The following is a 16,673-nucleotide window of genomic DNA, read 5'->3' on the forward strand; positions in this document are numbered from 1 at the left end:
TTCCCGCATCTGACGATCCTGGAAAACTGCACGCTGGCGCCGATCTGGGTGCGCAAGATGCCGAAGAAGCAGGCCGAAGATATCGCCATGCACTTCTTGAAGCGCGTCAAGATTCCCGAGCAGGCCAACAAATATCCGGGCCAGCTTTCAGGCGGCCAGCAGCAGCGCGTGGCGATTGCCCGCTCGCTCTGCATGAACCCGAAGATCATGCTGTTCGACGAGCCGACCTCGGCGCTCGATCCGGAGATGATCAAGGAAGTGCTGGATACGATGGTGGGCCTTGCCGAAGAAGGCATGACGATGCTCTGCGTCACCCACGAAATGGGCTTTGCCCGCCAGGTTGCGAACCGTGTGATCTTCATGGACCAGGGCCAGATCGTCGAGCAGAATTCGCCGGCTGAATTCTTCGACAATCCTCAGCACGAGCGCACCAAGCTGTTCCTCAGCCAGATCCTGCACTGATCGAACGGCGCGGAAAGGATCTCGAAAGATGTTTTTGTTCAGCAAGGTGAATCTGCCCGACGCGCGCAGGATTGTCGTCTTGGAGATCGACGGTCGCGAAGCCACCTGCTTTGAAGGTGATACGGTTGCCGCCGTCCTGCTTCTCAGCGACCTGCAGCCCTACCGCCGAAATGTCGTTTCCGGAGCAGAAAGGGCGCCATTCTGCATGATGGGCGCATGCTTCGAATGCCTGGTCGAGGTCGACGGAGTACCGAACCAGCAGGGATGTCTCCGTAATGTGGCAGATGGCATGCGCATTCGCCGGCAGCTGATACTGGCAACCAGTACCACACTCAAGGAGCTCGAAGAGTGATCGAAGCCGTCGATATTCTTGTCGTGGGCGGCGGGCCAGCTGGGATGGCCGCGGCGACGATGGCGGCAACGGAGGGCCTCTCTGTCGTACTCATCGACGAACGTCCCGATGCCGGGGGGCAGATTTATCGAGGGCTGGAGGGCGGCCCGTTTCGCCATAGCGTCTTGCTGGGTCCCGATTATTCGGGCGGATCCGCTGCCATCTCCCGCTTCAGGCGAGCCGGCGTCACCTCGCTCTTTGGCGCGAGTCTATGGCGCATAGACATGAAGGAACAGGGCGGCGTCGCGTGCTACACCATGGATGCACAGTCCCGGCGCCTGGCATTTCGAAAACTTATCCTGGCCACTGGCGCGGTCGAGCGGCCCGTGCCGTTCGAGGGTTGGACGCTTCCCGGTGTGATGACCGTCGGTGCGGCCCAGCTTCTCCTGAAGTCGTCCGCGATAGCTCCGGTCGGACGCGTCGCGTTTGCAGGAAACGGCCCGCTGATGCTGCTGTTTGTGACGCAGCTACTTGCCCTCGGGGTTAGGGTCTCGGCGCTTCTCGATACTGCGCCTCCCACGAGGGTCGCCAAAGCCGCGCTCGGCAATGTTGGAGCTCTTGTGAGCAATGCGGGCAAGATTCGCAAGGGACTGCGGATGCTGCGGGATATTCGCGCGGCCCAGATCCCGATCCATAGGAACGTCGCTGGCCTCGTCGCGCGTGGTAACGGCAAATTGGAAACGATCGCTTTCGAAGCCAATGGTGTAGAAGATCAAGCCGACGTCGACACGCTGCTGGTACATGAAGGCATCATTCCAAACACGCAGCTTTCCCTTGCTCTGGGGTGCAAGCACAGCTGGAACGAGAGGCTGCAATGCCTGCAGCCGGACATCAGCGAATTTGGAGAGAGCAGTATCGCGGACGTGTTCATCGTCGGGGACGGCGCTACCGTCAACGGCGCGGTCGCTGCCCCGGCGTCAGCCGAAATCGCGGTTGGTCTAATCCTTGAGCAGATGGGACATGCGAACACTCGTTCGCGCGCAACCGTCCAGAGGGCAAGGAGGGTCATCGGGCGTGAACATGCTTTCCGTCCGTTCCTCGAAGCACTCTATCCGCCACGCCTTTCAATCGCGACGCCGTCCGCCTCCACCATAGTCTGCCGGTGTGAAGAGGTGACGGCCGGCACGCTGCGGTCTGCCGTCGAGGATGGCGCCATCGGTCCGGCGCAGGCAAAGGCGTTCACCCGCTGTGGCATGGGCCCATGCCAGGGGCGCATGTGCGGCCCGCCGGTGTCCCGCCTGATCGCGGACGAGGCGGGGCGGCCCGTCGGTGACGTCGGCGCCTACAACGTCCGCTTCCCGTTGAAGCCTGCCACCGTTGCGGAAATGGCCGGGTGCGGAGAGGCAAACACCATAGTCGAGGCGCATCATGCAGCTTGAGACAGAGGTGGCCGTAATCGGCGGTGGTCTCGTCGGAATTTCGATTGGATATGGTCTCGCACTTCGGAAGGTCCGGAGCGTCGTGCTGGACGAGGGTGACAGCGCAATCCGAGCGAGCCGCGGGAACTTCGGGCTCGTATGGGTGCAGGGAAAAGGACTTTCTCTTCCCGCGTATACGGGTTGGGCGATGCGTGCCGCCGAGTGCTGGCCCGAGTTTGCTAGTAAGCTCCGCACGGAGACAGACATTGATGTCGGGCTCACCCAGAATGGTGGCCTTTACCTTTGCAGGTCGCCCGAGGCGATGGCCCAGCGCGGGAAAGATCTCGCCGCGGTCCAGTCGCGCTTCAACGGCCGCTATGATTTCGACATGCTGGATCACGTGTCCGTCAGAAAGCTTGTACCGGAGATCGGAACCGATTTTGCTGGAGCCAGCTATTCAAGGCATGACGGTCAGGCCAATCCGTTGCGGCTGCTTCACGCGCTGCATCGCGGCTATATGCGACGAGACAGTCGCTATCTCCCCGGCATGGGCGTCCTCGACATCAAGCACAACGGATCGAAATTTGTGCTCACGACGTCCAGGGGCGAGGTGACCGCGGAGTGTATCGTGCTTGCGTCCGGTCTGGGGAATGTCGCCCTTGGCGACATGCTGGGGGTGCGGATCCCCGTGAAGCCGGTGCGCGGACAGATCATGGTAACCGAGCGTGTGCCACAGATGTTCAAACTTGCCATCGAGCAGGTGCGGCAGACGGAAGACGGCACGCTGATGCTCGGTGGCAGCTGGGAAGAGGTCGGCCACGATCTCAACACAACGTTCGAGGCCACACGCCGGATCGCCGCGGACACGCAGGCATTCTTCCCATTCCTCAGGGATGTCCGCATCATCCGCAGCTGGGCCGCACTCAGGATCATTACACCCGATGCGGCACCCGTCTATGAGGAAGTCGTGCCTGGAGCGTTCCTGGTCACGTGTCACAGCGGCGTGTCTCTTGCCGCCATTCATGCCTTCGAGACGGCCGGGTGGATTGCAGATGGAGGCATTCCCGACGGGATGCGGGATTTCAGTCTCACGCGCTTTACCGCATCGAGTTGCACCGGTTGAATACAGCGATCTCTTTTCCCTAACGAACGTTCGGTTGTTTGGCGCTCAGACGGGGTCAACCTCACATTTGTGAGCGAATGCATGATATCGCCGAGGAATTTCTTCGTGCGCGGGCTCCTTGGCGTGTCAAAAAAACACGTGCGGATTGCCGATATCAACGATCTCGCCAGCCTTCCATAAACACGACGCGGTCCGCCACTTTTCGGGCGAACCCCATTTCGTGGGTAACCACGATCATGGTCATCCCGTCCTCCGCGAGCGAGATCATTGTGTCGAGAACCTCCTTCACCATTTCCTAGTTAAGGGCGGAGGTGGGCTCATCGAACAGCATGATCTTCGGCGCCCATGCAGACGGTCCCAGTCACCTCGAACTGCTCGCAGAAATCAGTTGCGGCGATCGCAGCGCGCAGATTGGCGATCATGATTATGGTCAGCGACGAGATTTCGGTTGGCAAATTGAAGCTCGATCGACCAGCAATATCTGAAGGCGTCTTCCTGTGGATTTTTCGAGCGTGTGAGCTAACCGCTAAACAACCCACATCCATTAGAGCGACCGAAATATCTGCTCGATTTTCTCGCGGGTATCGCCCCGAGCAAGGCAAAGCGCGAGCAGGATTCGTGCCTTGTGGGGATTGATGTCGCTGCCCGCGATGATCCCGATCTTTTTGTGATAAGCGCTATCTACCACGAGCCCCGACCCCGTGCGAGAAGATTGGACGACAATCACGCCGGCCTCGACCAGCTTACTCAGGGCCAGCGTCTCTGCGGGCGTCGCCATGCCTGGACCGAAGCCTGCTGAAACAATGCCGCGCGCTCCAGCGGCCGCGAACGCTAAGGCGGCACTTCCGTCCGCTCCAACGTGACTGTAGGTAATGTCAACACGCGGCAAGGCTCGAAGAAGCTCGTGCGAAAAGCCTCGGTTCCGGTTGGAGCTTTCCTCAGTACGTGACATCCGTACTTCCGATCCGTCGATGTAACCGAGTGGGCCTGTCCACGGAGACTGGAAGGCACCAAGACGTAGTGTGTGGGTCTTTGTCACCGCCCTTGGCGAATGAATTTCGTCGTTCAAGACGACAAGCACCTCAGGATGAAGATCAGGCGACGAAGCAGCGCGGACCGCGGCGGCGAGATTTGCATGTGCATCGGTCGATATGCCAGTGAGTGGTCGCATAGATCCCGTAAGGATCACCGGTACTCTCAGTTTGAGCACCAGAGACAAAACCCAGGCTGTCTCCTCCAAACTCGCAGTCCCATGCCCGATCACAATGCCCGACAAATCCGGGTCCTCAGCAAGCCTCAAACAGATCTCGGCGAGGTCGGCCCAGTCGTTATAAGTCAGCGCCGTACTGTCGATCTGTCTGAAGTTAACGAGAACGATTTCGGCGATCTTCCCTTGAATGCCGACGCTCTCTATCAGGGAGGCCGCATCAACGCGCTCATCGTCGGCGTTGTAATCCATGAGATCGAACTGATCTTTCCCGATTGAAGCAATCGTTCCACCGGTTCCGATGAAGGCAACTTTTGGCAGCATTTCTGTTCCAATCTCGCTAACGACTGTCGGGGTATAGAGGCCTCTACACGGTTGCGGCAAGCAGACCGGAAAAGTATGAGAGAAATTGACGTGAATAGGGCTCAGGAGCATACCCGGCAGCTGTTCCGGATGACGATCGCCACTGCGCCGTGTTGACCTCATGGCTTGAATCGGCTCAGGCTGCGGGCATGGGTGCAAAGATAGTGTTCTCGTGAAACATGCGCGGAAGTTTAGTCTCTCAGTTTCATTGGTACGTAGACGAGCAAACCTGCGATGACGTCAGATGGCGACGTGACGGGGCTATTTTATTGAAAAATCCTGCCCCAAGGCTTCCCTGAAGCTTTGGCTTTCTTGGAAGCGTGCGATGAATCTCAGGCAGATTGAAATTTTCCGGGTTGTTATGACGAATGGTACTACGGCACGTGCGGCTGAAATATTACACGTCTCCCAGCCTGCGGTGAGCAAAATGATCATGGAACTCGAACGGTCTCTCGGCTTCGATCTGTTCAGCCGTGTTAAAGGAAGGCTGCATCCGACTCCCGAGGGGCAACTGTTTTACCGCGAGGTAGAGCATGCTTATCTTGGGCTCAGTCATCTGCGTGGCGCGGCGGCCAGAATTCGCGATTTCGGATCTGGTGAATTGAGAATTGCCTGCCTTTCGGCGCTTTCGACGAATGTGCTGCCGCGCGCGTTGAATGTATTCATGTCCCGCAACCCGAATGTAGCTATTACATTCCAGGCGCGGATGTCATCGACCGTCAGGGATCTCGTGGCATCTGGCCAATTTGATCTCGGCATTGTCGCTGATGAAATAGACCAGACCGGTGTCGAGGTTACGGCGTTCGCTCAATTTCGTGTGGCCGTCGCCGTTCCTGTTGGTCATCCGCTGGAAATGCTCGAAACGATCCGCCCACAGGACCTGGATTCCATCCCCTTTATCGCTTTAGCTCCTGAAGATACGACGCGAGGCGAAGCCGAAACTGTTTTCCAGAGCCTCGGCGTAAAGGTGAGAGTGGTGATGGAAACGCCGTATTCAACAACGATCTGTGCGATGGTCGCGGCGGGAATTGGCGTCGGACTTGTCGATCCACTGACCGCCGAACCCTTTATCGGGCGTGGCCTGACATTGAGACCATTCGAAACAGGGTTGTATTTCCGGACGCTGTTAATCACCCCACCCAACCGGATAGCGTCACGGCACCTCCAGGAATTTATCGACGATTTGAGGCAGGCAATCTGAGCCATTCCGGCGGGCAATGTGCGAGGTTCGTTTCTGGCATATTATAAGAGGCCGGAAACGATCCATACGCGTCCGCGTGACGTCAGGCGATAGCGCGTTCAACCTGAGAAGCTTTGATCCGGCCCCTTATGTTATTCTGGACGCCGCCAAAGAACGGGGAACCAGTCTTCCCTCAGCCGATCGCCGTTTTTCATGCCGTGACCCGGAAAAGGCGGTGACGTTCGCCCCGGCCGCTCGATATATCTAACATCATCGCCCACCAGGCGGAGCGAAAACGCCCGACGTCGTGTGCCGCTTTGATTGCCGCGCGCCCCATGTAAAACGTAGTAGTTGAAGGCGACGGCATCACCCGGCTCCATTTCCCATTCGCGAACCGGCATTCCCTCGGCGTCTGGGTCCGGTACGGGCATGTAGAGATCATCGTCGGGATAAAAGTTCTCCTCCGACAACCACCGCGTCGGTAGGACCGGTTTTTCCCAAAGGTGCGAGCCGGCGACACACCGCAGTGAGGCTTCACGCACAGGGTCAAGCGGCGACCAGAAACTTATAGTCTGTTTTCCGTCCACGAAGTAATAGGGACCATCCTGGTGCCAGGGCGTCGGCCTGGACGTGCCGGGCTCCTTGACCAGAACATGGTCATGAAACAATTGCACTGCTTCAGAAGACATGAGGTCCGCGGCTACCTCGGCCGCTGGTGATTGGCGGATGACGTCACGGAACTCGTCAATGCGTTCCCAGTTGCAGTAGTCGTCGAAGAACCGGCCGCTATCTCCCGTTTTCAGGTTTTCTGCGGCGTATGGACCCGGGTGAGCCATGTTGACTTCAACGCCTCGTCTCAGGGTCTCCACATGATCGCTGAACAGCCCCTTTATCAAAACCACGCCTTCAGTCTGAAATGTCTTGATCTGATCCGGGGTTACGAATGGATTTTTCATTGGTTTCTTTTGCCTCCGTTGCAAGTTGCATGGTGGCGGATGATCCAGTTAATTTCTAATAATGTCTTTGGAAGAAGGTCATAATCTGATGTTGCATGTTTCATTGCGTCAACTCGAATACATCGTCGCTATCGGCAAAGCCGGGAGTATGTCAGCGGCCTCGCATCAGTTGAGCGTGTCTCAACCCGCGCTATCGGTGGCAATCACGCACATTGAGAACCGCGTGGGTTTCCCGCTATTCATTCGCCGAAAGGGAGTGGCGATTACCCCGACCGCCTTCGGGCGGATTTTTTTAAAAGACGCTGAGGATCTCATTGCTGATGCCGATCGGTTGGAGCAGCCCGGCGCAATGTCGCGACGAAGACAGGCACGCGTGAGAATAGGAATCCTTGAGGAACTCGCACCTGCATGGTTTGCTCCTGTCATTGTGAAGCTGAGAGAAACCTGTCCTGACACAGAGTTCCAGGTGCTTGCGATGTCGTTTGAAACGCTCACGAGCGCACTGCTGTCGGGGCAGATTGATCTTGGATTGACCTATGACCTTGGCCTTGACGCCAGTTTCCAGCGTGATCTGCTGGTCCACGTGGCTCCCTGGATTTGGATCTCGCCCGAGGACGAACTAGCGTTGCGTGAGACCATTTCTCTGGCCGAAATTGCCGATCGCCCTTTAATCTTGTCCGATCAGGCTTTGTCTGTGCGTCACATGCTCGGTCTATTCCGGACAATTGGTTTAACTCCCACGGTCAAACACAGAGCGGCATCCATTGAGTTGCTTCGTAGTCTCTCTGCAAATGGCGAGGGGATCGGGATTAGTTATACCAACCCTCCGGGATCGACGACCTATGATGGCAGACAGGTCGTGCGGGTCCAGATCACCGATGCGTATGCTATCGAGCCGGTTGTCCTTGCTTATACCGGCCTTCAGCCGGAGCCTCTAGGGCTGGTGCGTGCCACAATTTCGATGTTTGCTCAAACCCGTTGAAATGGGGTGGCAGCGGCATTGGCTTGTAATCGGTGAACGGGCTCACGATCGGCTGACATCCAACGCTTAGAAAGGCGTGGTACCTCACACCATTTGTGCTTGAATGCCAGATAGGCCGGCACGACCCCAAACTGAACACTAAAAGCTATAACCTGTACGAATAGATAGCCCGATTCTTACTATTGGACGCAGATATGCGTGGGTCTCATATTGCCCGTGTCGGAAAGCAGATGCCGGTCCTCCCAAGATGTCTGCTCGTCCGCCGCAACAACAATATGGGGAACATCAATGTTCAAAACGACCAGTCGCCTCCCAATGATTGCAGTGCTTGCCGTATTCGCCACGGGCGGCAACAGCTTTGCCCAGAGTTTCGACACGTCCTCGATCAAGGTCGAGGAAGCTCTCGCTGCCCGGCTACCCGAAAAGATCAAATCGGCCGGCGTTCTTACGATCGGTTCCGACACGTCCTACGCGCCATGGGAATTTCTCAGTGAAAAGGACGGGCAAACGCCTGAAGGAATTGACGTGGACATCGCAAACGCCATTGGCAAGAAGCTCGGTGTGAAAATCGATTTCCAGACGGCTGCATTTGAAGCGATTCTTCCGGCTTTGGGCACCAAGTTCGATATCGGGGTCTCGGCATTTTCCATTACGAACGAGCGTATGAAGGCAGTCAATTTTGTCAGCTACGCCGATACCGGGAGCCTGTGGGCTGTCAAGGCTGGCAATCCGACGAAGTTCGACCCGACGAATCTCTGCGGTCGAAAGATCGCTATTCAATCCGGCACCTACTTCGAGCGCTCGATCAACCAGGAGAATGATCAGTGCAAAGCCGGAGGTAAGGCAGAAATTGAAATTCTTCCGTTTTCGAAGCAGCCCGAAACGCTGACACGTGTGGCTGCCGGCGGCGCGGATGCGACGGTCTCCGGTGAGGCCGGAATTGGCTACGCCGCCAAACAGTCGAGAGGGCAGCTTGAAACGCTGAAGTCCACGTCCGGACCGCTGAGCAAACACGGCCCGAATGGTATCGCTGTCGCCAAACCGGATATGGCTCTCACCCAGCTTATCGCAGATACGATCAACTCCCTGATCGCTGACGGGACGTACAAGTCGCTTCTCGATACGTGGGGCATCGGTTCGGTTATCATCGACAAGGCCCTGGTCAACCCCGAAGTCAAGATCTGACCATGGCTTCCAACATCAAGAACATCGGGGTCGGCCTGACGCCGGCCTTCCTTAACAAACCGGGAATAACACGCAACGTCGTGGTCCCTCGACGCCATCCGGGTCGCTGGCTGGCCATCGCCATCCTGGCGATCATCGCTCTCCAGATAGGCCAGGCAGTCTCCGCCAATCCCAACTTCCATTGGGACGTCTACCTCACATATCTGTTTTCGCCGCAGGTCGTCCGGGGCGTTGGCTGGACACTTCTACTAACGGTCATTGCGATGACGGTAGCAATCGTGGTCGCCGGGTTGCTCGTGGTCATGCGTGACAGTGAAAATCCTGTTCTGCGCGGGCTTGCCTACTCCTGGGTGTGGTTTTTCCGCGGGACGCCGATCTATACGCAGTTGCTTTTCTGGGGCCTCTTCGCTGTTCTTTTTCCCAACCTCAGCCTGGCGATCCCGTTCGGTCCCGACATCATCAGCGTCGAGACGAAATACATCGTTACACCGGCAATGGCTGCTATCCTCGGACTTGGGTTCAATGAATCCGCCTACCTGACAGAAATATTCCGCGCCGGGTTTAACTCCATCGATCGGGGGCAGGCCGAGGCTGCACAAGCACTTGGGATGAAGCCGCCAAAGATCTGGTGGCGGATTCTCATGCCGCAGGCAATGCGCGTGATCATCCCACCAACCGGGAATGAAACCATCGGCATGCTCAAGATGACGTCTCTTGTTCTGGCAATTCCATTCACACTTGATCTGACCTTCGCGACCAACGCGATTTCAAATCGGCTTTATCTCCCGATCCCGCTGCTGCTCGTGGCCGGAACCTGGTATCTCGCCATTACCAGCTTGCTGATGGTCGGTCAGCATTTCCTCGAACGCCATTTCGGTAAGGGCGTTTCCGTTCATCCAGCCCGGGTGGAGTAGGCCATGAACGCAAACATACCCGAATTCTGCGTCGAAATGCAGAACATTCACAAATTCTATGGCCCGGTACATGCGCTCAAGGGTGTCGATCTTCGCGTGAAGCGAGGCGAAGTCTGTGTCGCGATCGGACCGTCAGGATCTGGCAAATCGACATTACTCCGATGCATCAACCAGTTGGAGAATATCTCTGCGGGCCGGGTGTTCCTGAAAGGCGAATTGCAAGGCTTTGTCGAGCGAGATGGTCGGTTCCATCCTCTGTCACTGAGCCAGATCGCCGCACAGCGACGGCTGACCGGAATGGTATTCCAACGGTTCCAATTGTTTCCACATATGACTGCCCTCGAAAATGTCATGGAAGGTCCTTCGCACGTCAAAGGTTGGCCAAAAGAGCAAGCTCGGTCCAAGGCCAATGAGCTTATGAAACGTGTTGGGCTGGACGGTTTCGGCAACCGTTATCCTGCGCAGCTTTCGGGCGGCCAGCAACAGCGTGTCGCGATAGCCCGTGCATTGGCGATGGAACCGGAGGTCATGCTGTTCGACGAACCGACATCGGCGCTCGATCCCGAACTTGTCGGCGAGGTCCTTGATGTCATCAAGGATCTGGCACGAAGCGGTATCACGATGGTGGTCGTAACGCACGAGATCGGATTCGCTCGGGAGGTTGGCAATCACCTGGTCTTCATGGATCAGGGCCAGATCGTTGAAGAAGGGCACCCTCGCACCATGCTCGCCAGCCCGAAGAACCCGCGTACCACGGCGTTTCTGTCCAAGGTGCTGTGAGCGGGGGTGAGCATGGTCAGATACAGCTCCTTTCATCTCTCAGCACGACCTCTGGATGAACCCTGCAAGAATTCGACACCGAAGGCGATTGCTTGTGCTCAACTGCAAGCGGATGGGGCCCTTCGCTCGAGAACACACGAGGACACACAAGGGATCTCAAGCAAATACATCGAAATCGCACCGGGCGCTTCGAGGGGGCAACGATCCAGATCATTTTCTCCATACTCGGTAACTCCCGAGAATAGCACAGCGCAGGTTCAGTCGCTTTGGCATTGATTGCTTCAGCAGATTGAAGCCGTTTTTAGAAAGGTTCGCTCATGAACGATCTCACACAATGTGTCCTTACACCTGAGGTCACGAATGAAGGATTTTCGCCGCTCGGCGTCGGCGTGCACCGCGCCTCGACAATCGTGTTCAAAGACGCAGCCGCCTACGCCTCGCGAAGCGATCGCGGCCATGAAGGTTATTCTTATGGTCTGTACGGAACGCCGACGACACGCACCCTCGAAGCCAAGCTGACTAGCCTTGAAGGCGGTGCCTGGAGTTTTCTCACGCCTTCGGGCCAGGCTGCGAACGCGCTTGCAGTGCTACCATTCCTAGCAACCGGTGATCATATCCTGATTGCCGATACGGCCTATCCACCGATGCGGGATCTGGCAGAAACAGACTTGCGCCGTCTCGGTGTCGAGGTCGAGTTTTTCGATCCCCGGTCGCCTGAGGACGTTGCGTCGAGGATGCACAAATCAACGAAGATCGTCTGGTGCGAAAGTCCGGGTTCGACGACGATGGAAATCGTCGATCTGCCGAAGATTGCGGCCATAGCTCATGAGCACGGAGCGTTGGTGGGCGTCGATAACACATGGGCGACACCATTGAACTTCAAGCCGCTCGAGCACGGTGCTGACATCGTAACCGAAGCGCTAACCAAGTTCGTATCGGGTCACTCCGACGTGCTGATGGGATCGATCACCATCAAGGACGCCCCGCTCATTAAGCCGATCCGGTCGCTGATTGGCAGGATGGGCATCGGCGTCTCTCCGGACGATGCATCACTGGTATTACGCGGGTTCGAAACGCTCGGTGTGCGTCTGCGGCACTCTGAACGAGTTGCCCTGCAGTTCGCCGCCAAGATCGCAGATCACCCGGCAGTCGAACAGGTCCTTCATCCCGCGCTCGAGAGCTTTCCTGGTCATGCGCTTTGGAAGCGGGATTTCCTGGGGTCAAGCGGAGTGTTCAGCATCGTCTTCAAGTCAGAGGCTGCGGCCCATGTGGCGGCAGCTCTTGACACGTTGAAGGTCTTTGCGATTGGCGCGTCCTGGGGCGGGACCAGGAGCCTTGCAGCTCCGATGTCCATCGACGCATTTCGGACAGCGACATCCTGGTCGGGACCCGATGTCATTCTAAGGCTGAGTATCGGCCTTGAGGACGAAAACGAATTGTGGGCCGATATAGACGGAATGCTCGCAGCGCTCGACGCCCGGATAAAGTCGTCGTCAAGCAAAAGCCGGAGATCGGCTTCGAGCCGTGGCTGATTGGTCTTCCGCCGCGTTCTCGCTGGTAGATAAATAAGGAAACAGAGACGTGCCCAACAGAGATGACGTATTCGATGATATCGACCTGAACTTCGATGTCACCGTGGCCAAACTGCTTGAGCTGATCGCCATACCGTCGATATCGAGCGAGCCTTCGGGCGAAGCCGGAATCGCCCGCGCGGCTGAATGGTTGAAGCAGGAACTGGATACGAACGGGCTTCCGGCGCAGATCGTTGCAACCAAGGGACATCCAGTCGTGTTGGCACGATCGGCAGTTGTCGCGGGTGCAAAGCGCCCCAGCCTGTTGTTCTATGGGCATTATGATGTGCAGCCGGTGGGGGATCTCGCCCAATGGACACATGCGCCGTTTGCGCCTCGGGTGATCGAGGAAGATGGTCTGCATCGTCTCTACGGGCGTGGTTCTTCCGACAGCAAAAGCCAGCTCTGGACATTTATCGAGGCCTTGCGGGCTTGGAAATCGGTTTACGGCGAGTTTCCGGCCGATGTCATTGTCCTTCTGGAAGGAGAGGAAGAATGCGGATCGCCCAGTCTGCCCTATTTCATCGAACGTCATCGGAGCGAGCTTGCGTGCGACGTCGCTTTCATATGTGACGCCGAGATGTGGTCATCGACGCAACCGGCGATCACTACTCAGCTCAAGGGACTGCTGCACGAACGTGTAAAAATTTTTGCCCCCAATCCCGACCTTCATTCGGGGCACTACGGGGCGGTTGCCGCAAATCCGATCCGGATCCTGAGCACGATCCTTGCCGGGCTCCACGACGCAAAAGGCAAGGTAGCGATCGAGGGCTTCTATGACGGCGTCCGAGACATCCCGGATAACGTTCGGCTACTATGGGGCGAGCTAGCAAAAGAACGAAGCCTCATCGGTGACGTCGACCTCACAGGAGGCGTCACGGAGGAGGGGTATTCATCGTTGGAAGCGATGTGGGGCAGACCAGCCCTCGACATCAACGGGATTACCGGCGGGAACCAGGGGCCTGGCGAACGTTCGGTCCTACCCGGATCCGCCACTGCCCGTCTGTCCTTCAGACTTGTTGCCGGCCAGGAGCCAGAAACCATCAGGAACCGGTTCCGCAGCCATGTCGAGGCTCGTCTGCCTGCAGGATGCAAAGTGGAGTTCGAAGGTGTTGGTGGAAGCTCCGCGGTGGTGCTGTCACAGGAGAGCAGGTTTTTGACGGCTTCGTCGCGCGGCCTGCTGGCGGAGTGGGGGACGCCCGCCGTGCTTCGCGGGACAGGTGGCGCCATTCCGCTTGTGGAGCAGTTCAGCCGCGGGCTGGGCGCTGAATGTGTGGTCATCGGGTTTATCTTGCCGGGCGATGCCATCCACGCACCGGACGAACGCTATGATACTGAACGGCTGCGAAAGGGAGCTCGTAGTTGGGTGAGGATCTTTGAAGAGATCCAACAGGGCGCCGGTAACTGACCGTGGAGGATGTGCACATCTTATCGGGCCGACTGGAAGAGGATGCGCTCGGCGTGCGGGTCATCCCGGACGATGTCGCCTTTGGGATTCAAACGATGCGAGCGGTTGAGAACTTCTCGATCTCCGGCCGGACCATCGCCGATATCGAGGGCTTTGTGCCGGCAATCATCTTGATCAAACACGCAGCCGCCGAAGCCAATCGTCGGGCCGGTGAGCTTGATCCGGCTATCGCGCAGGCCATTGTCACTGCAGCCTCTGAACAACGGGTTGATGTAGCAGCCGAGAACTATCCGGTCGATATCTATCACGGTGGCGGCGGCACGGCTGCCAATATGAATGTCAATGAAGTGTTGGCGAACCGCGCCAGTGAAATCTTGGCGGGCAGAAAAGGGCCGGATCCGGTTCATCCCAACACCCACGTGAATATGTCACAATCCACCAACGACGTCATTCCCTCGGCGATGAAGATGGCCGTCGGCAATGAGCTCGGATTGCTCAGGTCAGCGTTGGATCTTCTTGTCGATGCCTTGAAGGAGAAGGAAAGTGTCTTCGCCGGCACCGTGAAGTTGGCACGGACTTGTCTGCAGGACGCTCTGCCCATCACCTTTGGCCAACAGTTTTCGGGCTATCGCTCCGCGCTGGAACGGCAGTCGCGCGATCTGGAATTATTGGAAGATACGTGCCTCGCTTTACCGCTAGGCGCTACGGCGGTAGGTACGGCCTTCGGTGCGTCTGCCGACTATCGCCGGCTTGTCTTCGAAGAGCTTCGAGCGCTGACCGGCAAGAATTATCACGTCGAGAAGAACCTGTTCGACGCGCTGCAGAATGCGGATCATTGGATACGGGTCTCCGGAAGTCTCAAGGCAATCGCTGTCACGCTTTTAAAGCTGTCGTCCGATCTCAGATTGATGTCCTCGGGTCCCCGTGCCGGGTTTGGCGAGATCAGCTTGCCTGCGATGCAGCCCGGCTCGTCGATCATGCCGGGCAAGGTCAATCCGGTCATGCCGGAAATGATGATGCAGGTCGCTTTCCGGGTGATCGGGAACGATGCGACGGTCACCCGCGCAGCCGAAGGCGAGCTGGATCTCAACGTCTGGGAATCAATCATCCTTGAGGCTTTGAGCGAGACCATCCGGCTCATGCGGCGGGCCATCCCGCTTTTTGTCTCCGGCTGCGTCGCCGGGATCGAGGTGAATGCCGACCGCGGCCATGCCGACGCTTCAGGCTCACTCGCCCTCTCGACTGCCCTTGCTGCAATTTACGGCTACCCGCCCGCCTCCGCTGTGGCCAAGCACGCAGAAGCTCGAGGCATTCCGGTATCGCTCGCCGCCGTCGAATGCGGGCTGATGAGCCAGACAGATGCCAAAGGGCTTTTCGTCGATGTTTCGGTGTTCGCGGACGCGGAACGGTCAGAGCAGGTAATTGCGGAATTCAGGGAAGCCGCTGCACATCCTGCGGCGTCGCAAGGGTGAAAGCGCTCGTCTCTCCCGCTTTTCTGCGGCTGTGGATCGGTAACACGGCCTCTGGCCTTGCGACCTGGGCCTTGCCATTCGTTCTGGGGTTCGCTGTGGTTGATGGCCGTCTGACCGCCACCGATCTCGGCATCGCTCTTGCCGCCCGCACGATCGGATTTCTGGCCGCTGTACCGATTGCAGGCGTGCTGTCCGATCGGCACGGGCCAAGGCCGATTATCCTCGCATCAGGACTTGTCGCTGCAGTGGCCACGCCATTCATCGTAGCAGGACTCTTCGGACCAGATGCGTGGGCACCATGGTTGCTCCGCGCAGGTGCGTTTGCCGCGGGTATGGGCCAAGGTGCTTGCAGACCCGCCTATCAGGCAATCATCCCTAAGCTCGTATGCGATGATCTGTTGCAACCAGCCAATGCTGCGATGAGCATTTCTGTCCGCGTCACGAGCATTATCGGTCCGGCCGTCTTCAGCCTGGTGGCGCTTAGCGCGGGAACGAGGGCGGCGCTTTTTGCGATCGGACTTCTCTGGCTCGCCAGCGCGCTTGTTCCCCAGCGAATAATGGTGACTGACAAGACCAGGATTGCTCGACGAAAGTCGACACTCTTTGAGATCTGCCGCGAGTTTGCAGAGGGTGCGCGAGAGGCACGCCGCCACCCATGGTTCGTGGCCGGGCTCGCCGCCCTCACTGTCACCATAGCGACCGGTTATTCGGTTACTTCGGTTCTGCTGCCTGAGATAAGTCAGGACTCCTATGGTGGCACGACCCTTTTGACGGCAACTGCCACTGCCTACATGGCAGGTGCGCTTGTCGGCGCACTGCTCCTCACAGGTTGGAGGCCAGCCGATAGAGGATGGGTGGCGCTTGCCGGCCTTTCCCTTTATGGGCTTGTCCCGTTCAGCCTACTCCTTGCAGACAATATGGTGTTGCCGATTGCGGCGTATTTCGTCGCTGGCATTGGCATCGAGATTTTCAACGTCCCCTGGTTTACGTCGATCCAGAACGAGATACCGAAAGACCGGTTGTCGCGGGTCTCGTCGCTCGATTTCCTGTTTTCCTATGGAATGGCGCCAGCAGGTCTGGCGATTATGACGCCCCTGGCAAACGTAATGGGCCGGGATTGGGTTTTGATGGGAACAGGCGCAGTGTGTCTACTCACTCCAGCCGCTGCGATGCTGGTGCCGACGGTACGCCGTTTTTCCGGCCCGGGAAGCTTGTCATAACGCGGCGCCAGTGGAAACCGGGGCGCCACAGTGATGCCAGGGATCAGAAGCGCTGTGATACCGTCAAATAGATCGAACGCCACTTGATCTCGCGGCGTTGC

The 16,673-nt window shown here is 57.7% G+C and carries 16 protein-coding genes and 1 pseudogene; 13 read left to right on the plus strand and 4 right to left on the minus strand.

Annotated features, from left to right (window positions below; all coding sequences use genetic code 11):
- From AC1DUP_RS30055 to AC1DUP_RS30070, 4 genes are all read left to right on the plus strand, one after another.
- On the plus strand, positions 1 to 462 hold a 462-nt coding region (locus AC1DUP_RS30055; RefSeq protein WP_477836367.1), incomplete at its 5' end, for an amino acid ABC transporter ATP-binding protein.
- Between the two features lie 28 nt (positions 463 to 490).
- A complete protein-coding gene (locus AC1DUP_RS30060) occupies positions 491 to 814 on the plus strand; it encodes a (2Fe-2S)-binding protein (RefSeq protein ID WP_115038220.1) in 324 nt (107 codons plus the stop codon).
- On the plus strand, positions 811 to 2,232 hold the full coding sequence (locus AC1DUP_RS30065; RefSeq protein WP_115038219.1) for an FAD/NAD(P)-dependent oxidoreductase: 1,422 nt from the start codon (positions 811 to 813) through the stop codon (positions 2,230 to 2,232). Before AC1DUP_RS30060 ends, AC1DUP_RS30065 begins: the two co-directional genes overlap by 4 nt.
- Complete coding sequence (locus AC1DUP_RS30070; RefSeq protein WP_115038217.1) at positions 2,222 to 3,334, plus strand: NAD(P)/FAD-dependent oxidoreductase; 1,113 nt, start codon at positions 2,222 to 2,224, stop codon at positions 3,332 to 3,334. Before AC1DUP_RS30065 ends, AC1DUP_RS30070 begins: the two co-directional genes overlap by 11 nt.
- A gap of 80 nt (positions 3,335 to 3,414) precedes the next feature.
- Here the strand turns inward: AC1DUP_RS30070 and AC1DUP_RS30075 are convergent.
- The 3 genes and pseudogenes from AC1DUP_RS30075 to AC1DUP_RS30085 form a co-directional block, all read right to left on the minus strand.
- A pseudogene (locus AC1DUP_RS30075) lies at positions 3,415 to 3,674 on the minus strand (ATP-binding cassette domain-containing protein); the annotation flags it as partial.
- Positions 3,652 to 3,789: a hypothetical protein gene (locus tag AC1DUP_RS30080; RefSeq protein WP_162805079.1), complete on the minus strand. Its 138-nt coding sequence runs from the start codon at positions 3,787 to 3,789 to the stop codon at positions 3,652 to 3,654. The pseudogene AC1DUP_RS30075 and the gene AC1DUP_RS30080, both read right to left, overlap by 23 nt.
- A gap of 89 nt (positions 3,790 to 3,878) precedes the next feature.
- Positions 3,879 to 4,865 carry an asparaginase gene (locus tag AC1DUP_RS30085; RefSeq protein WP_477836370.1) on the minus strand — a complete coding sequence of 329 codons (987 nt, stop codon included), beginning with the start codon at positions 4,863 to 4,865 and terminating at the stop codon, positions 3,879 to 3,881.
- A 364-nt stretch (positions 4,866 to 5,229) separates the two neighbouring features.
- On the opposite strand from AC1DUP_RS30085, the gene AC1DUP_RS30090 reads away from it, so the two are divergent.
- Positions 5,230 to 6,105 (plus strand): LysR substrate-binding domain-containing protein, encoded by an 876-nt coding sequence (locus AC1DUP_RS30090; protein ID WP_115038213.1) that lies wholly within the window; start codon positions 5,230 to 5,232, stop codon positions 6,103 to 6,105.
- A gap of 131 nt (positions 6,106 to 6,236) precedes the next feature.
- On the opposite strand, the gene AC1DUP_RS30095 is transcribed toward AC1DUP_RS30090, so the two are convergent.
- Positions 6,237 to 7,040 (minus strand): phytanoyl-CoA dioxygenase family protein, encoded by an 804-nt coding sequence (locus AC1DUP_RS30095; RefSeq protein WP_115038211.1) that lies wholly within the window; start codon positions 7,038 to 7,040, stop codon positions 6,237 to 6,239.
- A gap of 61 nt (positions 7,041 to 7,101) precedes the next feature.
- Between AC1DUP_RS30095 and AC1DUP_RS30100 the strand changes: the two genes are divergently transcribed.
- From AC1DUP_RS30100 to AC1DUP_RS30135, 8 genes are all read left to right on the plus strand, one after another.
- Entirely contained in the window at positions 7,102 to 8,022 is a 921-nt protein-coding gene (locus tag AC1DUP_RS30100; protein WP_477836373.1) for a LysR family transcriptional regulator, read from the plus strand.
- A 216-nt stretch (positions 8,023 to 8,238) separates the two neighbouring features.
- The gene (locus tag AC1DUP_RS30105) at positions 8,239 to 9,207 is read left to right on the plus strand and encodes an ABC transporter substrate-binding protein (RefSeq protein WP_477821825.1); all 969 of its coding nucleotides are present in this window, start codon (positions 8,239 to 8,241) and stop codon (positions 9,205 to 9,207) included.
- A gap of 2 nt (positions 9,208 to 9,209) precedes the next feature.
- On the plus strand, positions 9,210 to 10,121 hold the full coding sequence (locus AC1DUP_RS30110; protein ID WP_115038205.1) for an amino acid ABC transporter permease: 912 nt from the start codon (positions 9,210 to 9,212) through the stop codon (positions 10,119 to 10,121).
- Positions 10,122 to 10,124: 3 nt separating this feature from the next.
- Complete coding sequence (locus AC1DUP_RS30115; protein ID WP_115038203.1) at positions 10,125 to 10,901, plus strand: amino acid ABC transporter ATP-binding protein; 777 nt, start codon at positions 10,125 to 10,127, stop codon at positions 10,899 to 10,901.
- Positions 10,902 to 11,218: 317 nt separating this feature from the next.
- Positions 11,219 to 12,433, plus strand: coding sequence for a trans-sulfuration enzyme family protein (locus tag AC1DUP_RS30120; RefSeq protein ID WP_477836376.1), 1,215 nt, complete (start codon positions 11,219 to 11,221; stop codon positions 12,431 to 12,433).
- 49 nt (positions 12,434 to 12,482) lie between these two features.
- Entirely contained in the window at positions 12,483 to 13,880 is a 1,398-nt protein-coding gene (locus tag AC1DUP_RS30125; RefSeq protein ID WP_115038200.1) for a M20/M25/M40 family metallo-hydrolase, read from the plus strand.
- Positions 13,881 to 13,891: 11 nt separating this feature from the next.
- Positions 13,892 to 15,352, plus strand: coding sequence for an aspartate ammonia-lyase (locus AC1DUP_RS30130; protein ID WP_477836378.1), 1,461 nt, complete (start codon positions 13,892 to 13,894; stop codon positions 15,350 to 15,352).
- Positions 15,349 to 16,572, plus strand: a complete 1,224-nt coding sequence (locus AC1DUP_RS30135; protein WP_477836380.1) for an MFS transporter — start codon at positions 15,349 to 15,351, stop codon at positions 16,570 to 16,572. Before AC1DUP_RS30130 ends, AC1DUP_RS30135 begins: the two co-directional genes overlap by 4 nt.
- Positions 16,573 to 16,673 lie beyond the last annotated feature (101 nt).

The organism is Rhizobium sp. 01L419, from assembly GCF_056400025.1.